This is a genomic window from Leisingera sp. JC1 (genome assembly GCF_001679925.1).
In the GTDB taxonomy this organism is placed as follows: domain Bacteria; phylum Pseudomonadota; class Alphaproteobacteria; order Rhodobacterales; family Rhodobacteraceae; genus Leisingera.
This window is the reverse complement of record NZ_LYUZ01000081.1, coordinates 106,774-126,113: the sequence shown is the minus strand read 5'-3', so window position 1 is coordinate 126,113 and position 19,340 is coordinate 106,774. Positions and strand designations below refer to the sequence as shown.

Annotated in this window: 20 protein-coding genes and 1 tRNA gene; 13 read left to right on the top strand and 8 right to left on the bottom strand. The window is 60.5% G+C overall.

Going from position 1 to position 19,340, the window contains the following annotated elements; genetic code table 11:
• Positions 1-10: 10 nt before the first annotated feature.
• The 3 genes from A9D60_RS08645 to A9D60_RS08635 are packed head-to-tail and all read right to left on the bottom strand — an operon-like array spanning position 11 to position 4,120.
• Positions 11-1,060: a lipocalin-like domain-containing protein gene (locus A9D60_RS08645; RefSeq protein WP_065267201.1), complete on the bottom strand. Its 1,050-nt coding sequence runs from the start codon at positions 1,058-1,060 to the stop codon at positions 11-13.
• On the bottom strand, positions 1,050-3,467 hold the full coding sequence (locus tag A9D60_RS08640; RefSeq protein ID WP_065267200.1) for an FtsX-like permease family protein: 2,418 nt from the start codon (positions 3,465-3,467) through the stop codon (positions 1,050-1,052). Before A9D60_RS08640 ends, A9D60_RS08645 begins: the two co-directional genes overlap by 11 nt.
• Positions 3,464-4,120: an ABC transporter ATP-binding protein gene (locus A9D60_RS08635; protein ID WP_065267199.1), complete on the bottom strand. Its 657-nt coding sequence runs from the start codon at positions 4,118-4,120 to the stop codon at positions 3,464-3,466. The genes A9D60_RS08640 and A9D60_RS08635 overlap by 4 nt, the downstream gene beginning before the upstream one ends.
• A 194-nt stretch (positions 4,121-4,314) precedes the next feature.
• On the opposite strand from A9D60_RS08635, the gene A9D60_RS08630 reads away from it, so the two are divergent.
• Positions 4,315-4,764 carry a potassium channel family protein gene (locus A9D60_RS08630; protein WP_065267198.1) on the top strand — a complete coding sequence of 150 codons (450 nt, stop codon included), beginning with the start codon at positions 4,315-4,317 and terminating at the stop codon, positions 4,762-4,764.
• Here A9D60_RS08630 and cls read toward each other — a convergent pair.
• On the bottom strand, positions 4,761-6,176 hold the full coding sequence (gene cls / locus A9D60_RS08625; RefSeq protein ID WP_065267197.1) for a cardiolipin synthase: 1,416 nt from the start codon (positions 6,174-6,176) through the stop codon (positions 4,761-4,763). The two genes, A9D60_RS08630 and cls, sit on opposite strands and share 4 nt — an antisense overlap.
• 134 nt (positions 6,177-6,310) lie before the next feature.
• Between cls and A9D60_RS08620 the strand changes: the two genes are divergently transcribed.
• Positions 6,311-7,177 carry a YihY/virulence factor BrkB family protein gene (locus tag A9D60_RS08620; RefSeq protein WP_065267196.1) on the top strand — a complete coding sequence of 289 codons (867 nt, stop codon included), beginning with the start codon at positions 6,311-6,313 and terminating at the stop codon, positions 7,175-7,177.
• Between the two features lie 129 nt (positions 7,178-7,306).
• Complete coding sequence (locus tag A9D60_RS08615; protein ID WP_065267195.1) at positions 7,307-7,495, top strand: hypothetical protein; 189 nt, start codon at positions 7,307-7,309, stop codon at positions 7,493-7,495.
• A 6-nt stretch (positions 7,496-7,501) separates the two neighbouring features.
• Here A9D60_RS08615 and A9D60_RS08610 read toward each other — a convergent pair whose 3' ends face one another.
• Together A9D60_RS08610 and A9D60_RS08605 are read right to left on the bottom strand one after the other, a co-directional pair.
• Positions 7,502-8,218, bottom strand: coding sequence for an RlmE family RNA methyltransferase (locus A9D60_RS08610; protein WP_065267361.1), 717 nt, complete (start codon positions 8,216-8,218; stop codon positions 7,502-7,504).
• Positions 8,219-8,294: 76 nt separating this feature from the next.
• Positions 8,295-9,407 carry a Ppx/GppA phosphatase family protein gene (locus A9D60_RS08605; protein WP_039182982.1) on the bottom strand — a complete coding sequence of 371 codons (1,113 nt, stop codon included), beginning with the start codon at positions 9,405-9,407 and terminating at the stop codon, positions 8,295-8,297.
• Positions 9,408-9,692: 285 nt separating this feature from the next.
• Here A9D60_RS08605 and A9D60_RS08600 point away from each other — a divergent pair, with 285 nt between their 5' ends.
• Genes A9D60_RS08600 through A9D60_RS08590 form a run of 3 tightly spaced genes read left to right on the top strand, consistent with a single transcriptional unit; the run spans position 9,693 to position 12,011 of the window.
• Entirely contained in the window at positions 9,693-9,989 is a 297-nt protein-coding gene (locus tag A9D60_RS08600) for a virulence factor (protein WP_065267194.1), read from the top strand.
• A gap of 24 nt (positions 9,990-10,013) precedes the next feature.
• On the top strand, positions 10,014-10,940 hold the full coding sequence (locus A9D60_RS08595) for a 5,10-methylenetetrahydrofolate reductase (protein ID WP_065267193.1): 927 nt from the start codon (positions 10,014-10,016) through the stop codon (positions 10,938-10,940).
• 9 nt (positions 10,941-10,949) lie between these two features.
• Positions 10,950-12,011: a methyltetrahydrofolate cobalamin methyltransferase gene (locus A9D60_RS08590; protein WP_065267192.1), complete on the top strand. Its 1,062-nt coding sequence runs from the start codon at positions 10,950-10,952 to the stop codon at positions 12,009-12,011.
• A gap of 182 nt (positions 12,012-12,193) precedes the next feature.
• On the opposite strand, the gene A9D60_RS08585 is transcribed toward A9D60_RS08590, so the two are convergent.
• Positions 12,194-12,283: transfer RNA gene (locus A9D60_RS08585), tRNA-Ser, on the bottom strand.
• 123 nt (positions 12,284-12,406) lie between these two features.
• Between A9D60_RS08585 and A9D60_RS08580 the strand changes: the two genes are divergently transcribed.
• From A9D60_RS08580 to A9D60_RS08550, 7 genes are all read left to right on the top strand, one after another.
• Positions 12,407-13,258 (top strand): DUF2059 domain-containing protein, encoded by an 852-nt coding sequence (locus A9D60_RS08580; protein ID WP_065267191.1) that lies wholly within the window; start codon positions 12,407-12,409, stop codon positions 13,256-13,258.
• 201 nt (positions 13,259-13,459) lie between these two features.
• Complete coding sequence (rplU, locus tag A9D60_RS08575) at positions 13,460-14,023, top strand: 50S ribosomal protein L21 (RefSeq protein ID WP_065267190.1); 564 nt, start codon at positions 13,460-13,462, stop codon at positions 14,021-14,023.
• An 11-nt stretch (positions 14,024-14,034) separates the two neighbouring features.
• Complete coding sequence (rpmA, locus tag A9D60_RS08570) at positions 14,035-14,304, top strand: 50S ribosomal protein L27 (protein WP_019297807.1); 270 nt, start codon at positions 14,035-14,037, stop codon at positions 14,302-14,304.
• Positions 14,305-14,552: 248 nt separating this feature from the next.
• A complete protein-coding gene (locus A9D60_RS08565; protein WP_065267189.1) occupies positions 14,553-15,089 on the top strand; it encodes a GNAT family N-acetyltransferase in 537 nt (178 codons plus the stop codon).
• Positions 15,090-15,209: 120 nt separating this feature from the next.
• Entirely contained in the window at positions 15,210-16,244 is a 1,035-nt protein-coding gene (gene obgE, locus A9D60_RS08560) for a GTPase ObgE (RefSeq protein WP_065267188.1), read from the top strand.
• Entirely contained in the window at positions 16,232-17,338 is a 1,107-nt protein-coding gene (gene proB, locus A9D60_RS08555; RefSeq protein WP_065267187.1) for a glutamate 5-kinase, read from the top strand. Before obgE ends, proB begins: the two co-directional genes overlap by 13 nt.
• A 75-nt stretch (positions 17,339-17,413) precedes the next feature.
• On the top strand, positions 17,414-18,679 hold the full coding sequence (locus A9D60_RS08550; RefSeq protein WP_065267186.1) for a glutamate-5-semialdehyde dehydrogenase: 1,266 nt from the start codon (positions 17,414-17,416) through the stop codon (positions 18,677-18,679).
• Positions 18,680-18,741: 62 nt separating this feature from the next.
• Here A9D60_RS08550 and A9D60_RS08545 read toward each other — a convergent pair whose 3' ends face one another.
• Positions 18,742-19,338, bottom strand: coding sequence for a histidine phosphotransferase family protein (locus A9D60_RS08545; RefSeq protein WP_065267185.1), 597 nt, complete (start codon positions 19,336-19,338; stop codon positions 18,742-18,744).
• Positions 19,339-19,340 lie beyond the last annotated feature (2 nt).

Below are 19,340 nucleotides of genomic sequence, written 5' to 3'. Positions count from 1 at the left end.
CCGGGCGCCCTTATTCGTAGCCGGTCATCTCAAGGTAACCCTTACCGTAGTGGCTTCCTGTAATCTTGACCGGACCTTCCCAGTAAGAGAACGAAGTTCCCATCCAGCTTTGCGGATTCAGTGCTTTTACTTCGACGGAAACACCCTTGTCTGGCACGGAGGCTCTCCAATGCGTGGGTATTTCGAGGCCTTGTACGTCGCTGGTATTCAAAGGTTCTGCCAGAAAGGCGCCTGGCGCCAGCGGCTCGGCGGTGCCGTCAGCGGAAATCCAGGTGCCGGAGGTGTAGTCGCCACGGTCACCGCGCAAAATGAACCCCATCAGCTTCTCGCCGCTATCGAAGCTAAGTGAAAACCAGTCCCAGCCGCTTTGGTCCGCTGCCAGCGGCTGGCTTGACCATTCCCGGTCCAGCCAGCCATGGCCGGTGACATCAACCTGCCCTTCCGGCAAAGATAAAGTGCCAGAGATCTGATAGTGCGGCTGGGAATAATAGTGGCTCGCCTGGCCAGTGGCCGACTTGACTGAGTAACCCGCGTTGCCTTGCAGAACCAGCGGGCCATCAGCGGACAGGTCCAGGTCATAGGAGAACTCCATCGCAGCAGCAGAAAGTGAAATCTTTTCAAGCGTCTCGTCGGTGGATCGCATGTGCCAATCATCGATCCATGCGGTARGGGGATGGGTCCGGACACCCGCCTGTCCCACACCTCCGCGGGCGATCCGTTCTGAAAACAGGTGCTTGTCCTTTGTGGTGACGGCGGCATGGGCCATCCAGATTTGCGGACTTTGCCACCCGGCTGCTTCCCCTGGCGCCAGGGCAGAGCGGAACAGCGTCCATTGGATGCCATAATCCGCACCATCGGCGCCTTCAAGATTGGCCGTCAAGTACCACCATTCAATACGGAAGTCAGGGTGCGGGCCGTGGTCCGCAGGGAAAGCCAGCCGGGCATCGGGCTGTGGGATGGCAAAACCCTCTGCGTCTGTTCCCAGACCGGCAAAGCCTTGCGGGTGCACAGCGGTCGCCCAGATGGCGCCTGCAGCAAATAGAAAGGTCTTAGCGTTCATTGGCAAACACCTTGAGCAGATCTGCCGGGTCAATCCGGCTCAGCCGCCAGGCTGGCAGGGCAGCGGCAATCACTGCAGCGAGAAGTGCCAGCACAAACAACCGCAGCCAGTCTAGCGGAAACAGATACATCGGCAGCTTCCAGCCAAAGGCTGCCACGTTGATCACCGAAAGCAGCACCCAAGCCAGAACCAGTCCCAGCGGCAGTGCAAGAACCGCTGTGCAGGCCGCCATCAGAAGGCTGCGCAGAACCTCGGCTGCTGCCAACTGCCGGCGGGTCACGCCCATCGCCCAGACCGGTGCCAGCTGCGGCAGGCGCTGGCTCCACAGCGTCAGCAGGCTGGTCAGCAGCGCAAACCCGGCAACGCCCAGCGTCAGCAAATTCAAGGCGGCGGTAATGACAAAGGTTCTGTCAAAAACTTCCAGTGAACGCGCCTTGACTGTTGCTTGATCCGTGATGTTTTCCCGCGGAATATCAAACTTCTCCCTGAGTGACTTAATCAAGCCGGAAACTTCTAGCGGTCCCGTGCTCAAGCCGAAGTTTCTGTTGGGGAGGCCGGGTACATGTTTCAGCAGCGCTTGCAGCGAAACCATGGCCTGGCCATTTGGGTTTCCATAATCCGAGTAAACCCCGGCAATGGGCAGGCGCCATCCAGGTTCAATTTCCAGGATGCTACCGGGTGCCAGCTTGTGCCGGCGTGCAAGCTGTTCGTTGACCAGCAGGGCTTCACCTCTTGCCGTTTGATCCCAGACATCCGGCACGGCGTCCAGCAGCGGCCAGTTCGACCGGTAGGATGCGTCATCTTCAAACCCGTAAACCCGCAGGGGGGCGCCTTTGAAACGGGTGTCGTGATACCGGCGGGACAGAGCGGTGATTTCCTGTTCATCCAGCCATTGCGCCAGTTCAGCGCCCTGTTCATCGCTGGCGGCGGTGACATAGACCTCCGCGAACAGCCGCTGATCCAGCCAGCCCGTAAAGGTCAGGCGGAAGCTGGACACCATGGTGCCAACGCCGATGTTTGCAGCCAAGGCCAGCAGCAATGCCATCAGTGCCAAGGACATGCCTGGAAGCTGCGCGCGGGTGTCGGCCCAAAGCCACTCAGCCAATGCGCTCTTTGCCATGTGTGCTCCCAGCGATAGGCCTGCTGAAATCAGCAACGGCAGCAAGAGAGCAGCGCCCAGCATCACGGCGGCAAGAAAGGCAAAACCTGCAACAAGCCCTTGAAAAAATGAAAAAACCATCAAACCTGCGGAAATGCAAGCAGCGCCGCAGATTGCACTGGTCACGTGAGAACGGCTGGCTTGCTGGCCGCGGGCATGGGTCGCGGGTGAAGCCAGCATGGGCAAGCGCCAAAGCGCAAAAAGAGATTGCGAACCGGCCAGAAAAGTGCCGCCCAGCGTCATTGCCAGCCCTGACAATACCCAGCCCGGCCGAAGTGACAGGGTGCCATCCACGGATGCGCCATAAAGCCCGGCCAAGGTCGCATTGACGCCGGGCAGCAACGCGGCTGCCACTACGTAACCGCCCGCAAGCCCTGCAATGCCTGCAACAAGTGCAATGGCGGCCAGCTCGGTGGCAAACAGACCGGACAGCAGCCGCATAGGCACCCCAAGGCTGCGCAAGGTCCGGATCATCCCGCGCCGCTGTTCCAGGCTCAGCGCGATGGTTCCCTGAACGATGAAGAGACCGACAGCAAAGGACAACAGGCCGAATGCAGTTAGGTTCAAATGGAAACTGTCAGTCAGCCGTGCCGTGTCAGAGGCCGCGGCGCGGGCAGGGATGAGTGTCAGGTCGGGAGCAAGCTCCGAAAGCGGAACCAGTCCAGGAGTTTGTTCGGGCAGAACCAACAGGTAACTCAGACTGTCTGGCTGGCGGAGCAATTGGCTGGCAAGGCTGAGATCCGCCATGCCAATACCCCGCGGCAACGCCGCCAGTCTGGTCACCGGATGGATTTGCTGCGCTTCTGACAAAAGCGCGGCGGTCTCCGGGTGGGCAAAGATCCGACCCGGTGGCCGCAGCGCTTCCAGTGCCGTTGAGGACTCCGCTTCTGCGGCTTCGGCAAGCACCGGCGCCTGCGGGTGCTGGAGCAGGTCAACACCCATGATATCAAAGCTTTGCCGGTCGAAACTGACTACGCCTTCCAGCACCGGAGCAAGTTTCCACCCAGAGCGCCGCAATTCGCCGTAGCGGGCAATGGGGATGGATCCGGTCTCTGGAACAAGCCGGGCAAGCCCTGCTGTGCCAAGCTGTTCCGCAGCGCGGGCATAACTCGCACGCGCCTCCGCGTTGATTGCCTGAACCGCTGACCACAAACCGGCTGCGAGCGCCAGCCCGGCAATCAGGGTTGCCAGCTGCAGCGGGTGGCGCCGCCAGTGCGACAAAATTGCCAGGAGTGCGGTGCCCGTCATGCCGCCGTGCCGTGCCGCAGGTGCAGGCGCTGGTCGAGCATCCGGGCAATTGCTTCGGAATGAGTTACCAGAAACAGCGCTGTGCCGCTTTCCCGGACAAGTTCCAGCATCAGCTCCATCACGGCAGCACTGGCGGTTTCATCGAGGTTGCCGGTCGGCTCATCCGCCAGCAGCAGCTTGGGCCGCACAGCCAGCGCGCGGGCGATTGCCACACGCTGCTGCTGCCCGCCGGAAAGCTGTTCCGGATAACGCCGCACCAGACCGGTCAGGCCCAGGCGGTCAGTCAGGCGCTTTTCCCAGCCTTCATCCCATCTGCCGCCAAGGCGGGCATGTATGGCAATGTTCTTGCTGATGTTAAGTGAGGGGATCAGGTTAAACTGCTGGAAGACAAGAGAAACATCCCGGCGGCGCAATGCCGCTCTCTGGCTGTCACTCAGCCCGGAGAGGCACGTTCCGCCAATCTCGATTTCCCCGCTGTCAAATTGATCCAGCGCACCGGCCAAATGCAGCAAGGTGCTTTTGCCTGAGCCGCTTTCTCCGGTCAGGGCCAGGCTACGGCCGCCCTCCAGATTCAGTGATACCCCGCGGAGCACAGCAGTCTCAGCTGTTTGGCCCGGAAAGCGCTTGGTCACGTTGCGGATTGTAAGAACCATATGCGTCTGTCTCTGCGTCTTGGGCCTTCACATGCTGCCAAGATACCCAATACCCTCGCGTCCTTGATGTCCAGCGGGGAGGCCGTTCCGTCTGGTCAGCGGGTTGGAGAAATTGCTGCAATTGCGTCTTGCCCGCAGGATTTCTATGGTGCAGCCAAGGGTTGCCAATGCAAGTTCAGAACGGGAGGTTAGGCGTGACGCTGTGGAACCAGCTTCTGTGGGGATCAATCTACCTCAGCGCCTGCTTGATCCTTGAAATCACGGTGCTGGTCTGGTGCGCCTCGGTGCTGAACAGGATGTCTAAACGGTTTTCCAAACCCTACCGCCCCTGGCAGTTGGGGCTGATGCTGCTGGTTGCCATCTTTATCATTCTCGGCAGCCATACCGCCCAGGTTTGGATCTGGTCTTCGGCCTTTGTAATGGTTGGTGCGATCGAGGATTGGAATACCTCGGTCTATTTTTCGCTGGTAACCTATACCACGCTTGGCTACGGCGATGTGGTGCTGGGGCCTGCGCTTCGGATATTTGCAGCCCTGGCTGCGGTCACGGGGTTGTTCGGATTCGGGATCAGCACAGCGTTCCTTGTCAGCGCCATGGGGCGGCTGTTTTCCTTTAATGGACAACGTGCTGACGGGGGCGGCTAAAGCACGGGGGCGAGCAGGCGCGCTGCAGGTGCCAACAGGCGGATCCAGAGTTTCTGCTGGCTAAGGCTTTCTGTCAGTTCGCGCGCAGCAAGGAAGTCCTCATCCAGCATGTTTGCAATTTCAGACGCGGGGCGCGGATCAAAAAACAGCGCCATGGTTTCGAAATTCAGTCTGAAGGATCGGTTGTCGAGGTTTGCGGTGCCAATGCCTGCGATTGTATTGTCGGCGACAAAGCACTTCTGGTGCATGAAGCCGCCCTGATAGCGCAGGATACGGACCCCAGCTTCACGCAGTTCATCAAAAAATGCAAAGCTGGCAAGCCACGGCAAGTGGTGATCAATGGTTTCCGGCAAAAGCACCCGGACATCGACGCCCCTCAGACCGGCGTGTTTCAAAGCTGCGAAAACATCCTGATCAGGTACGAAGTAGGGAGAGGCCAGCCAGATCCGGGACTGCGCCGCAGTGATCGCGGAGAAATAGAGCATGGAGCCATTGCCGGTTGTATCACCTGGCCCCGTTGAGGCGATCAGCCCCGGCAAATCCTGCAGCGACACTTCGGGCTTCCAGTTGAGAAGGTCCAGGATAGGCTCCTGGGTTCTCCAGTGCCAATCCTCAGCAAAGGACAGCTGAAGCTGTTGGACCACGGGGCCGGTCAGCCGGGCATGCGTGTCCCGCCAAGGCCCGAACTTCGGATCGAGCCCCATGTATTCATCTCCGGCATTGTGTCCTCCAGTGAAGCCAATCCGCCCATCCACGATCACGGTTTTCCGGTGATTGCGGAAATTGATCCGCAAGCGGTGCCAGGGGCCGCGCTGGACCGCCGGGTCAATCACGTTGACGCCAGCAGTCTCCAGCGCATGTTTGTAGTCACGCGGCAGCTTGCGGCTGCCAATGCTGTCGGTCATGAACCAGATGGTCACACCGCGCTGAGCAGCCGCAATCAGCCGTTTCTGCAACTGCAAGCCGGCACCATCGGCGTGCAGGATGTAATATTGCACCAGGACGTAGTCTTGCGCGTTATCAATCGCTTCGAAGATGGCGTTAAAGGTTTCGGTGCCGTTAATCAGCAGCTTTAGTCCGTTGCCCTTGCAGACATTCAGGCCCGCGATCACCTCAAAGGGTGCCGTATTGAGAGCCAGTGCAGAAGCGTCCTGTGTCTGAGCACTGGTGAAGTTGCGCTTGGCGATTACGGCCTGCTCCGCAGCCCGGCGGGTCGTCCAGTATCCTTTGAAACGGTGATGGCCAAAGATCATGTAGGCAGGCAGGGCAAGCACCGGCGCCGACAGAAGGAACACAACCCAGCCGATGGCCCCTTGCGGAGTGCGCGCAGTGCGGGCCGCGCTCAGTGCTGCCACTCCGGCCGCCGTCCAGGTTGCGGCCAGGGCCGCCGTGCTTAGAACGATCCAGAACATTGATGGCTCCAAAAACTGCCTAGGTGTCAGACTAGTACTGATCCTGCTGTGCTGCCATACCCGGGGCAGTGCTGCTCGTGCCGGGACTTGATTTGACGCTGGCATTTGCCCTGCAGTTGTGGGACGTTGCGACTATGCCGATCCTTCCGCCAGTCCGCATGTGGCCAGCCGCATTGCTATCCGCCGCCGGCCGTTTCAACAGAAAGAACGGCTGGGTGATGAGCAGTCATATCGCCATGTCGATGATGCTGGCGCTGTTTCCCTTTGTGCTGTTCACCGTTGCACTGGCTGGCACCATTGCCGGCCTCCTGTCGCAGGAGGTCGAGGTCGAGGCGATGACGGAACAGGTGTTCAGTGTCTGGCCGGATGCGGTGGCACGGCCGATCCTGACGGAACTTAAGGCAGTACTGCGGACATCCAATACTCAACTGGTTACGTTGGGCGGTCTGTTTGCGCTTTATTTTGCGTCAAATGGTGTCGACGCGGTGCGAACCGCCATGGTCCAAGCCTATCACGACGCGGACACCCGGCCGTTCTGGCGGTCCAGGGCGCTGTGCATTGCGCTGGTTATTCTTGGCGGGGCTGGCATTTTGGCAGTCACGGTGTTTGAAGTGATCATGCCGCTTTATGTGCGCCATATTACCAAACTGCTGCCTTTTGCTACTGTGCCGCAAGGCTGGGAGCAGGGGCTGAGGGGGCTTTGGGCCCTTGCGCTGCCAACGGGTGCTGTGCTGGCGTTTCATGTTTTGCTGCCAGGGCGGATACACCGGTTCCGGAGAATCCTGCCAGGTGCAATTCTCACGCTGCTGCTATGGCTGATCTGCGGGAGCGGCTTTGCGATATATGTCAGCTCATTTGCACAATATTCCGCCACTTACGCAGGCCTGGCAGGTGCGATGGCGGCGATGATCTTTTTGTATCTCAATGCAGCCATTCTGATCCTTGGGGCGGAATTCAACGGTGCGCTGATTGATATGGCAAACAGCATGGGACGGACATAAAAACTGCGGCACTGCTGCAACTGTTTCCATTTGTTCAACAATAAGGCAACGTGGCCACAATTGCGCCCCGGTCTCAGCGCAATCGGCCGCTAGGACTGCTGGAAAGCTGCGGATCCAGAAGGGGCCATCATGACGAAACTGCAAAACAAACTGCGTCACATGCGTCTGTTTGAACTCATGCGTCAGCGCGGAATGACCTGCAATGCAGGGCGCGATATGCGGGTGTCCCGGCTGACTGACGAAGAGGGCGAAGAGGCCATCTTGCTTCGCACAATGGCCGCCCGGTCACTGACCATGCCCCACAACCGTCAGGTTTGACTTGGTTCAGCCGCGGAAACCCGTGGCCACAACAAATTTTTCAGAACTGTCCGAGCGGGAGGAGGGCGGCTTGATGTTCATCACCTTGGTGAACTTCTGCTTAAGCAGTTTCTGCAGTTCGCCCTCAGCGCCGCCTGCGAGGACCTTGGCGACAAAGGTGCCGCCTTCTTCCAGCACGTCAAAGGCGAAGTAGGCTGCGGTTTCGCACAGAGAGATGATCCGCAGGTGGTCAGTCTGCTTGTGTCCGGAACTGGCCGCTGCCATGTCGGACATTACCACATCCGCCTTGCCGCCCAGCCATTCCTTGACCTGTTCATCGGCGCCGTCGTCCATGAAGTCGAGCTGGTGGAACTCTGCGCCTGCCAGCGGTTCGACCTCCTGCAGGTCGACACCGATGATGCGCCCCACAGCCTTGCCTTGTTTCTCGCCCAGGGAGTTGATCCGCTTCACTGCCACCTGCGCCCAGCCGCCCGGCGCGCAGCCGAGGTCAACTACCCGCGCACCGTTCACCAGGAAGCGGAACTTGTCGTCCAGTTCCATGATCTTATACGCGGCCCGGCCGCGGTAGCCTTCGGCCTGGGCACGTTTGACATAGGGGTCGTTCAGCTGCCGCTGCAGCCAGCGGGTCGAGCTGAGTTTGCGCCCGCGTGCCGTCTTCACATTGACCTTCAGATCCCGCTGCCCGCGTCCCGAAGTATTCTTTCCTGTCGGTGTCTTTGCCATGACTGCCACCATTTGAGCCGGGCGTCCGGAGTATCGGCAACCCCGGCCCGGAAAAATCCAATTCTACCGGCCCCGGTTAATAGGGGCCGTCTTCCAGAACGCCATCCGCGCTCATCTGCGCATAAAGCAGGCCTTCGCGCAGGCCGCGGTCCGCGACCGACAGCCGGTCAGTGGGCCAGCAGCGCAACAGCGCTTGCAGGATGGCGGAGCCGGACATGATAAGAGCCTGCCGGTCCTCGCCGATGCGGGGGTCGCGGCGGCGGCCCTGAGGGCCGAGTTCTAGATAACCGCGGATCACTTTGTCAATCTGATCACTGGTCATCCGCAGCCCGTCGACCTTGGTCCGGTCATAACGTTTCAGGCCCAGGTGGGACGCTGCAACGGTGGTGACGGTGCCGGAGGTGCCGACTATCTGAAACCCCGCACGTGCCTGCTCATCTTTGTAGGGGGCGAAATCGGCCAGATTTTCCTCGAAGAACCAACTCATCAGGGCAAACCTGGCTGCATCGTCCTCCACGTCATTGAACTGGTCGCGAAGCGTAGCGACTCCGAGAGGCACCGAGATCCAATCCACTACCTTGGCGGCAGGAAAGGGGCTTTCGGTCGGGTGAAATCCGTTGTGCAGCCGCATGATGGCCGCCGGTCGGTCGCGCCGTGGCACGGAGGACACGTCGATCCACACCAATTCAGTGGAGCCGCCGCCGATATCAACCACCAGCAACTGCTCCGTCTTGGTGGACACCAGCGGCGCGCAGGAGATCACTGCCAGCCGCGCTTCCTCCTCCGGCTGGATGATTTCCAGCGTCAATCCGGTTTCACGTTTTACCTGGCGGATGAAATCCCGCGCGTTCTTGGCGCGGCGGCAGGCCTCTGTTGCCACCAGCCGCATCCGCTTGACCTTGTTGCGTTTGAGTTTCTGCTGACAGATCCGCAGCGCCTGAATGGTGCGCGCCATAGAGGACCGCGACAGGCGTCCGGTCCGCTCCAGCCCGGCGCCGAGCTGCACCGACTTGGAGAAACTATCGACCACATGAATACCGCTGCCCTTGGGCTGGGCGATCAGCATGCGGCAACTATTTGTACCCAGATCCAGCGCCGCATAGAGCGCATCAGGATCGGGACGGGCCGGTGCAGGGGTCTCAACCGCTTTGGGAAACGCGCCCGCACCTTTCGAGCGCCTGGGCGCCATGATTCACGCCCTCCGATTATCGTGTTAAGAATGACAATAGGTGCGCAGATGCGGCGGCGCAAGCGCCGTACGGGCAGAAGTGAAGCAATTTCCGCCGCTTCCCGGAAATCTCATAATCCACATGAATATTTTGGCACAAAGCCGCTGTGGCATTCGCTGGTGCACAAAGCTAGTGTCGCGGCAGCAAAACGTCGCTCAATCCCATCGTGTTGTCGAAAATCGACCAACCTGCGGCGCGCCACCGCACTAGAACGTGGTCTATCCAGGCTAGGAGGAAAGCAAGGCATGCCCGACGTTACGATCGTATACTGGCGCGATATCCCCGCGCAGGTCATCGTTGGCAAAGGCCGCCGCGGCGCCAAGCGCCAGCTCGAAGAACGGTTCGAGCAGGCTATTGACCGCGCAGCCATGAAGGTGAACGCAAAAGACGCGGACGCCTATCTGGCTGAATGGCGAAAGGCTGCACCTTTCTCTGCTGAAGGCGAGGCAGCTGATATTGCGGAAGCCGAAGCCAAACGCCTGGAAACTGAGTATGATCAGGACCGCCTGAAGGCACTGATTGCGAATGACGGATGGGCGTGACCCCTACCACTTTGGGAGGCCGTGATGGCTTTGCTGAACTTTAAGAAACGCGACACTGGCGCAGGCCAATCCGCCACCCCTGAAATGGAGGCCTTCCTGAAGGGGTACTCCATCGAGGTGATGCCCCGCACGGCTGCAAAGGTGGAAGACTTCCGCGACCTGCTGCCCGCCGGAACCCGCGTGTACATTGCGCACATCGAAGGCACCCCGATTGAGGACATGGTCGAAACCGCCAAGCGTATTGCTGGCGAAGGCTATGATGTGATGCCGCACTTCCCGGCGCGGATCATCAAGGACAAGGCAACCTTGGGTGACTGGATCAACCGCTACCAGGGCGAAGCAGGTGTCAAGCAAGGCCTGATCCTGGCTGGCGGCGTCGCCAAGCCGCATGGCGAATTCGATAGCTCGATGCAATTGCTGGAGACTGGCCTGTTCGATCAGGCGGGCTTTACCAACCTGCACGTTGCCGGTCACCCCGAGCCGAACCTAGACATCGACCCCAAGGGCGGCCGCGCCAACACCTATGCGGCGCTGGACTGGAAACAGGAATTCTCTAAGCGCACAGACGCGCAAATGGCGTTGGCGACCCAATTCTGCTTTGAAGCTCAGCCGGTGATCGACTGGGTGAATGAGCTGAGCGAGCGGGGCATGAACCTGCCGATTCACATTGGTATCGCAGGCCCGGCCAAACTGCAGACCATGATCAAATTCGCGATCGCCTGCGGCGTCGGCCCGTCGCTGAAAGTTCTGCAGAAGCGCGCCAAGGACGTTTCCAAGCTGCTGCTGCCGCATGAGCCGGGCGAGGTTCTGGCGGGCCTGGCAGCCCACAAGGCAGCCAACCCTGACTTTGCAATCGAGAAGGTTCACTTCTTCCCGCTGGGCGGCATCAAGACCAATGCCACCTGGGCCATCAATAACGGCGGCGACTCCGCCAAGCCGGTTAACTCCTAAGGATCCACAATGACCCGTACAGTCGTAGAATCAAAAACAAAAACCGCGGTCCTGGGCTTTGATGAGCCGTTCTGCGTAATCGGTGAGCGCATCAACCCGACCGGCCGCAAGAAACTGGCGGCCGAACTGGAAGCCGGCGATTTCTCCACCGTTGAAAAAGACGCTGTGGCTCAGGTGCTGGCCGGTGCAACCGTGCTCGATATCAATGCGGGTGTGGTTTACAACTCCAACCCGAACCCGAACGAGACCGAACCGCCGCTGATGAAGAAGATCGTCGAGCTGGTTCAGGGCCTGGTCGACGTGCCGCTCTGCATCGACTCCTCGGTTCCCGGCGCGCTCGAAGCCGGCCTGGAAATCTGCGAAGGCCGTCCGCTGCTGAACTCTGTCACTGGCGAAGAAGAGCGCCTGGAGCAGATCCTGCCGCTGGTCAAAAAGTACAACGTGCCGGTTGTGGCGATCTCCAACGATGACACCGGCATCTCGGAAGACCCAGATGTGCGGTTCGCCGTCGCCAAGAAGATCGTTGAGCGCGCTGCCGATTTCGGCATCCCGGCGCATGACATCGTGGTTGACCCGCTGGTGATGCCGGTTGGCGCAATGGCGACTGCCGGTCTTCAGGTGTTTGCCCTGGTCCGCCGTCTGCGCGAAGAACTGGGCGTGAACACCACTTGCGGTGCCTCCAACATCTCCTTCGGCCTGCCGAACCGTCACGGCATCAACAACGCCTTCCTGCCGATGGCAATGGGCGCGGGCATGACCTCTGCGATCATGAACCCGGTGGCGCTGCCGGTGACCCAAAAGGCGATTGCCGAGAAGAAGGCCGCGGTCGAGGCCGCTGGTATCATCCTGCCGGAAGGCATGGATGATGAGGCATTTGTCACCATGTTCGGCCTCGGCTCCACCAAGCCGCGCGCCGGCAAGGAAATGGAAGCCATCCGCGCTGCCAACTTCCTGACCAACAACGACCCGCATGGCGGCGAGTGGATCAAGTTCAACAAGCCCCCGGCAGCCGAGGGCGAAGAGGGCCGTGGCCGTGGCGGCCGCGCCGGCGGACGCCGCCGCCGCGCCTGATCTGCGCACAGCAAATCAAAACAAAGGCCGGGCAGCAATGCCTGGCCTTTTTCTTTTCCAAATTAAAAAAGTTAGGCGCGTATTCTAAAGGGTGTCCAAGCCTGCGGAGCATGGCTGGAGACCGGCGCGCCGACCCGGCGGGATCTTAAGCATTCAGTTTGGGGAGCGGTCTGTAGGGAAAGTGGCGGAGAGACAGGGATTCGAACCCTGGGTGGGCTTGCACCCACAACGGTTTTCGAGACCGCCCCGTTCGACCACTCCGGCACCTCTCCGCGGGGGTCTGGTGGGGCAGCGTTTAAGGTTGATTCCGGACCGGCGCAAGGGGCGAATTGTGCCTTTCTCAAAAAAAGCCGGATTTCCGTTGCCAGCCAAAGGTTTTTGCCTAGATTTGCACTATGCAGATGTTCCATTTTTCGCCCGCATTCCTGATACGCTCCCTTGTCATGCTGTGGCTCGCCTGCTGTGCCGCCGTTCTGCCTGCCGCCGCCGCCGACCGGGCACGGATCGAGGCGTTTCTGGAAGTCACCGGGTTTGACGTGGCGCTCGACAGCATAGCGCTGTCAGCGTCAACTGCACCGGATATGCTGGGCGTCGACGCTGGTTCCTTTGGCAGTCAGTGGACCCAAATGTCCGAAGACGTCTTTGACACCGACAAGATGCGCGGCCTGGCGCTGGATATCCTTGAAAACACCCTTGACGATGCGGCGCTGGACCATGCTGCCTCATTTTATGCCAGTGATCTTGGAAAACGGCTGGTTCGGGCGGAGAATTCGTCTCACCTGATTGAGGATGACGAGGTGAAGCAATTGGCGGGCAACCGCATCATCTCGGATCTGGTTAAGGCCGGCAGTAAGCGGGTGGCGATGTACCAGCGTATGGGGAGCGCCATTGACGCTGCAGGCACTGGCGTGAAGGCGCTGCAGCAGATCCAGTTCCGGTTCCTGATGGCTGCCGCTGCCGCTGGCGTGATCGACCTGGAACTGGACGCAGACGAGTTGCGGGCGCTTATGAAGGAGCAGGAGGGCGAATTGCGCCTCAGCCTGCAGGCTTCCAGCCTAGCAGCATCCGCCTATACCTATCAGGAGTTTTCGGATGCAGAAGTGCAGGCCTATGTCGAAGCGTTGGAAGAGGAGCCGATGCAGCGGGTCTACGAACTGCTGAATGCCGTCCAGTACGAGATCACTGCCAATCGTTTCGAGGAACTTGCCCACCGCATGGCGGAGCTGACACCGGGACAGGACATCTGATTTCCGCAGGGCAGCTGAAAAGCCTGTGGAAAACGGTTGACACACTCAAAGATCCGAACCATAAGCCCGCATCCCGGCCCGGAATCCGTGCGCCGGGGTTTATTTGTCATACGCCCATTCAAGGGCGCGCTGTTCGAGGCGGCATCTGCCGAAACGCCCGCAAGGGGGCCGTAGGACGCGGTTAGAAAAGGAAAGACGCACATGTTTGCGGTCCTCAAGACTGGCGGCAAGCAGTACAAGGTTCAGGCGGGCGACGTGCTCCGTGTTGAGAAACTTGCTGCAGATGCCGGCGACACCATCCAATTCGACGAAGTTCTGATGCTGGGCGGCGACGCTCCGGTTGTCGGTGCTCCGCTGGTTGACGGCGCTGCCGTCAAGGCAGAAGTGATCGAGCAGATCAAAGGCGAGAAGCTGATCCACTTCGTCAAGCGCCGCCGGAAGCACTCCTCCAAGCGCACCAAAGGCCACCGTCAGAAGCTGACCCTGGTCCGGATCACCGAGATCCTGGCATCGGGCGCAACCAAAGCCGCTCCGAAAGCTGCTGAAAAAGCCAAAGCCGCTCCGGCCGCTGAAGCTGCTGCAGGTTCGGACGACCTAACCGCCCTGACCGGCGTTGGTCCCGCAGCTGCCAAGAAACTGGCAGAAGCAGGCCTGACCACTTTTGCTCAGATCGCAGCCTTGTCCGAAGACGACATTGCTGGTATCGAGGCGATCAAAGTGAAGCCCGAGTGGGTTGAGCAGGCCAAAGAACTGGCTAAAGGCTAAGGAGAGAGAGAATGGCACATAAAAAAGCTGGCGGTTCCTCCCGTAACGGCCGCGACTCTGCTGGTCGCCGCCTTGGCGTGAAACTCTACGGTGGCCAGGCGGCCATCGCAGGCAACATCATCGTGCGTCAGCGCGGCACCAAGTTCTGGGCCGGCGAAGGCGTGGGCATGGGCAAAGACCACACCCTCTTTGCAACTGCTGACGGTGCTGTGAGCTTCCGCAAGGGCCTGAAAGGCCGCACCTTTGTATCGGTTCTCCCAGTGGCGGAGGCCGCTGAGTAAGCCGACCCGAAGGGTAAAGAAATCTTTAGGGGGATCGGCTACAAGGCCGGTCCCCTTTGCCGTTTTTGTCTGTGAGAATGTGATGAGTTTCCCTGGAAAGTCCGATGTTTGGGCGCGCGCAGAATGTGTTCACGTCCGGAAAACGGGAATTTTGCACAATTTGAACGCTGTAACTGTTGCCGTTGCAGCCGCGCAGACACATCTCAAGCAAGCAGCCGCAAGAATACGGGTTGAGGAGGAGCAGACCCATGAACCTGGAACAGATCGTGTGCCAGCAAGTCATCGAAACAGAGCGTTTTGTGCTGCGGCCGCTTCGAAAGTCCGATGCCGGCCTGATTGAGCATTACGTCAGCGACCAGCGCGTCGCCCGCATGACACGTTCGGTACCGCATCCGCTGCCGCCCGGCGCGGCTGAGGCCTTTGTGGCACGTGCGATGGCTGAAGAGCGGGAGGAGGACGTTTGGGTGATTGACGGCACCGTCGAAGGCGATTCCGAACTGAAGGGTGTTATCGGACTAAAACGGATGGACCGGAACCAGTCGGAGGTCTCTTATTGGACGGCGCCGCCGTTTTGGAACACCGGGCTTGCCTCTGCGGCGCTGAAGGCGCTGGTTGATGCCAACCCGCAAAAGAACGATGCGATGTTCGTCTGCGTTTTTCAGGACAACCCGGCTTCGGCCCGGGTGCTGATCCATTGCGGCTTCGATTATCTGGGCGACGCCGAAAGCTACTCGGTGGCCCGCGACACTACCGTCCCAACCTGGACTTACAGCCGAAAACTGTGATTGGCGCGGCGCGCGCTTTGCGGTAAGGCAATCGAAACAGTCCCGCCGCGGCCCCGGGCCTTGGCGGGACACTTGTACTGCGCGGGCAGGAAATATGTCCTGCTGCATTAAGGAGCTGTCATGAAATTCCTCGATCTGGCAAAGGTCTATATCCGCTCGGGCGCCGGCGGAAACGGCTGTGTCAGCTTCCGCCGTGAGAAATACATCGAGTACGGAGGTCCGGACGGGGGCGATGGCGGCAAGGGCGGCTCTGTCTGGGCAGAGGTCACCGAGGGGCTGAACACTCTGATTGACTTCCGCTATCAGCAGCACTTCTTTGCCAAGAACGGCCAGTCCGGCATGGGCCGCCAGCGTACCGGCAAGGATGGCGACGACATTATTCTGCGTGTCCCGGTGGGGACGGAAATCCTGGATGAGGATCAGGAAACCGTTTTGGCGGACCTTACCGTGCCCGGCGAACGCGTTCTACTGGCCAAGGGCGGCAATGGCGGCTTTGGCAACCTGCATTTCAAATCCGCTACCAACCAGGCGCCGCGGCGCGCCAATCCGGGCCAGGAGGGCGTCGAGCGCACCATCTGGCTGCGGCTCAAGCTTATCGCAGATGCGGGTCTTCTGGGGTTGCCGAACGCGGGCAAGTCGACCTTCCTGTCGGCCACTTCCAACGCCCGTCCCAAGATCGCTGATTACCCCTTTACCACACTGCACCCGAACCTGGGCGTGGTTGGCATCGATAACACCGAATTTGTGGTCGCGGACATTCCGGGCCTCATTGAAGGCGCGCATGAGGGCAAGGGGATCGGCGACCGCTTCCTGGGCCATGTGGAGCGCTGCGCGGTGCTGCTGCACCTGATCGACGGAACCTCCGAAACCGTGGTCGAGGATTACGAGACCATCATCGGTGAACTGGAGGCCTATGGCGGCGTTCTAGCCACCAAGACCCGGATCACTGCGCTCAACAAGGTAGATGCCATCGATCCGGAGGAACTGGACGAGAAACGCAAAGCCCTGGAAGAGGCTGTTGGAGGTCCGGTGCATCTGATGTCCGGCGTCAGCCGTCAGGGCGTGAACGAAATTCTGCGCGCGCTGCGCAACGAGATCGACGACGACCGCCTGCGGATGAAGCCCGCCGAGGAGGAAGCGCCTTGGCAGCCCTGACGTCGGCAAAACGCATTGTCGTCAAAATCGGCTCGGCGCTGCTGGTTGACCGGGAAACCGGCGAGCTGCGCGCTGGCTGGCTGCATTCACTGGCAAATGATGTTGCCTGGCTGAAGTCCCGCGGCACCGATGTTGTGCTGGTGTCCTCTGGCTCCATCGCTCTGGGCCGCGGTGTGCTGGGGCTGCCCCGCGCCGATCTGCCTCTGGAACAGTCGCAGGCTGCGGCTGCCGTCGGTCAGATACGCCTAGCCCGCGCCTATGAGGAGGCGCTGGCACCGCACCGGATCACCACCGCGCAGGTTCTGGTGACGCTGGAGGACAGCGAAAACCGCCGCCGCTACCTCAACTCCCGCGCGACACTTGAAACACTGCTGGGGATGGGCGCTGTGCCCATCGTCAACGAAAACGATACCATCGCCACGGATGAGATCCGCTATGGCGACAACGACCGTTTGGCGGCGCAGGTCGCAGTGACGGTCGGAGCTGACGCGCTGATCCTGTTGTCCGATGTGGATGGTTTCTACAGTGCAAACCCGGCACTGGACCCGGATGCCAAACGCTATGACCGGATTGACGAGATCACACCCGAGATCGAGGCGATGGCTGGCGATGGCGTCTCCGGTCTCTCGAAGGGCGGGATGATCACCAAATTGCTGGCTGCCAAGATGGCAACCGCCGCCGGCTGTGCCATGGCGATCACTGAAGGTTCGCCGTTGAACCCTCTGAAAACGCTGGAGGAAGGCGCGCCTTGCACCTGGTTCACCGGGCAGGGCGACCCGCAGGCCGCACGCAAACGCTGGATCGCGGCGATGAAGACCCGCGGCGTTCTGACCATCGACGAAGGCGCTGCCCGCGCGCTGATGTCCGGCAAAAGCCTGCTGCCCGCAGGTGTCCGTCATGTGGAGGGTGACTTTGGCCGCGGCGATCCGCTGGCCATCCTCGGCCCAGACGGGCGCAAACTGGGGCAGGGGCTGTCGCGCTATACGGCTGACGAGGCCCGCGCCATCCAGGGGCGCCAATCGCAGGAGATTGAGGCGACGCTGGGCTATCCCGGCCGCGCCGCGCTGATCCACCGCGATGATATGGCGCTTTGACCGAACCACCTGATAGTTTATTCCAGCCGGGACGGCACCCAGTGCCAGACAGGGACCGGCAAGGGCACGAGACATATGAAAGACAATGAAAATATTCCCGCAGTGATGGCGGAGCTAGGCAAACGTGCAAAGCAAGCGGCGCAAATCCTGGCTACGGCCAGTGCGGAACGCAAACATGCAGCCCTGATAGGCGCTGCAGAGGCGGTCTGGAGCCGCCGGGCAGAAATCATCGCGGCAAACGCCAAGGACTTGGAGTTTGGCCGGAACAAGGGCCTGTCTGACGCGATGATGGACCGGCTGATGCTGGACGAAGCCCGCATCCAGGGCATCGTCGACGGCCTGCGCGCCGTGGCGGACCAGCGAGACCCTGTTGGCGAAGTGATGGAACAGTGGGAGCAGCCCACAGGCCTGAAAATCCAGCGCGTCCGAACGCCGCTGGGCGTGATTGGTGTGATCTACGAAAGCCGCCCCAATGTGACGGCTGACGCCGGCGCGCTCTGCCTGAAATCGGGCAACGCGGTGATCCTGCGCGGCGGCTCCGAAAGCTTCCATTCCTCGCAGGCGATCCATACATGCTTGGCGGAAGGTCTGAAATCCGCAGGCTTGCCGGAGGACGCCGTACAACTGGTCCCGACCCGCGACCGCGCCGCGGTGCAGGAGTTGCTGACCATGACAGATTATGTGGATGTCATCGTGCCGCGCGGCGGTAAGGGGCTGGTCGGCCTTGTGCAGCGCGAGGCGCGGGTGCCGGTTTTTGCCCATCTTGAGGGGATCGTGCACATCTACCTCGACAAGGCCGCCGATCCGCAGAAGGCGCTGGATGTGGTGCTGAACGCCAAGACCCGCCGCACCGGCATTTGCGGTGCCGCGGAATGCCTGCTGATCCATCAGGATATTGCGCCGACACTGGGCAAGATGGTTCTGGACGCGCTGGCCTCCGCCGGTGTCGAAATCCGCGCCGAGGCAGGGCTGCCCGGACCGGACGGCATGATCTCCGCTACGGCCGATGACTGGGGTAAGGAATATCTGGATTCCATCATTGCTGCCAGGCAGGTAGCGGGCATAGATGAAGCAATCCAGCACATCCGCACGCACCATTCGCAGCACACCGATTGCATCATCACTGAGGACGAGGACGCGGTTCAGAAGTTTTTTGCAGAACTCGACAGCGCCATCCTGATGCACAATGCCTCAACCCAGTTTGCCGATGGCGGCGAATTCGGGATGGGAGCGGAAATCGGTATCGCAACCGGCAAGATGCATGCCCGCGGACCGGTCGGCGCAACCCAGCTCACCAGCTTCAAATATCTGGTGCGCGGCAACGGAACCACCCGCGCCTGACCCTTAAAAAATGCAAAACGCCGGGCGGCCCGCCCGGCGTTTCTTTGCGCAGGATGCAGTTCTTAAAACTGCATCGTGATGTTTTCCAGGTTCAATTCCAGCCGTACGGTTCGGCCAGCCTCCTTGGCGGCCTCCGGCAGCAAGGCGAATTGAACCAGTGCGGGTGTAATCTCGGCGTTGGAGCTGCCTCCGCTGACCCGCGCCCACAGCTCATCATCAACCGTGACCTTGCGGCCTTCTCCGACGATCGTCCATTTGCCGTCGGCGCAGAAGATTTTGACCGTGCCGCCATAGGGCAGGGCACTTTCCAGGCACAGCGCCGACAACAGCGCCAGGCGCGCCTCGCTTCGGGTGCAGCCCTCCAGCGGCGACCATTGGTACTGAATACGTCCGCCCTTGCTGACATCTTCCAGCACGGAAACGATCTCCGCCCGCGGTGTCTGCTGATCGCCTGCCGCACCAAAGGCGATGCGGAAGAAGCGGATGCGTGCGTTGGCATTTGCAACGCTGTCGGAAATCAGCTCCAGCTCCGGACCCGACATGCTGCCGGCCATGCCCAGGAGCTCCAGCCCGTTGTTGATGGCACCGACTGGGCTGATCAGATCATGACAGATCCGCGACCCTACCAATGCGGCCAGATTGGCGTTATCTACACCCATAA

Bases quoted from the DNA above. Each gene is read 5' to 3' on its own strand.
- obgE (WP_065267188.1), top strand. From the start codon at position 15,210: ATGAAATTCCTCGATCTGGCAAAGGTCTATATCCGCTCGGGCGCCGGC.
- A9D60_RS08615 (WP_065267195.1), top strand. From the start codon at position 7,307: ATGACGAAACTGCAAAACAAACTGCGTCACATGCGTCTGTTTGAACTC.
- A9D60_RS08590 (WP_065267192.1), top strand. From the start codon at position 10,950: ATGACCCGTACAGTCGTAGAATCAAAAACAAAAACCGCGGTCCTGGGC.
- cls (WP_065267197.1), bottom strand. From the start codon at position 6,176: ATGTTCTGGATCGTTCTAAGCACGGCGGCCCTGGCCGCAACCTGGACG.
- A9D60_RS08595 (WP_065267193.1), top strand. From the start codon at position 10,014: ATGGCTTTGCTGAACTTTAAGAAACGCGACACTGGCGCAGGCCAATCC.
- A9D60_RS08620 (WP_065267196.1), top strand. From the start codon at position 6,311: ATGCCGATCCTTCCGCCAGTCCGCATGTGGCCAGCCGCATTGCTATCC.
- A9D60_RS08600 (WP_065267194.1), top strand. From the start codon at position 9,693: ATGCCCGACGTTACGATCGTATACTGGCGCGATATCCCCGCGCAGGTC.
- A9D60_RS08545 (WP_065267185.1), bottom strand. From the start codon at position 19,338: ATGGGTGTAGATAACGCCAATCTGGCCGCATTGGTAGGGTCGCGGATC.
- rplU (WP_065267190.1), top strand. From the start codon at position 13,460: ATGTTTGCGGTCCTCAAGACTGGCGGCAAGCAGTACAAGGTTCAGGCG.
- A9D60_RS08550 (WP_065267186.1), top strand. From the start codon at position 17,414: ATGAAAGACAATGAAAATATTCCCGCAGTGATGGCGGAGCTAGGCAAA.
- A9D60_RS08635 (WP_065267199.1), bottom strand. From the start codon at position 4,120: ATGGTTCTTACAATCCGCAACGTGACCAAGCGCTTTCCGGGCCAAACA.
- rpmA (WP_019297807.1), top strand. From the start codon at position 14,035: ATGGCACATAAAAAAGCTGGCGGTTCCTCCCGTAACGGCCGCGACTCT.
- A9D60_RS08580 (WP_065267191.1), top strand. From the start codon at position 12,407: ATGCAGATGTTCCATTTTTCGCCCGCATTCCTGATACGCTCCCTTGTC.
- A9D60_RS08605 (WP_039182982.1), bottom strand. From the start codon at position 9,407: ATGGCGCCCAGGCGCTCGAAAGGTGCGGGCGCGTTTCCCAAAGCGGTT.
- A9D60_RS08565 (WP_065267189.1), top strand. From the start codon at position 14,553: ATGAACCTGGAACAGATCGTGTGCCAGCAAGTCATCGAAACAGAGCGT.
- A9D60_RS08610 (WP_065267361.1), bottom strand. From the start codon at position 8,218: ATGGCAAAGACACCGACAGGAAAGAATACTTCGGGACGCGGGCAGCGG.
- A9D60_RS08640 (WP_065267200.1), bottom strand. From the start codon at position 3,467: ATGACGGGCACCGCACTCCTGGCAATTTTGTCGCACTGGCGGCGCCAC.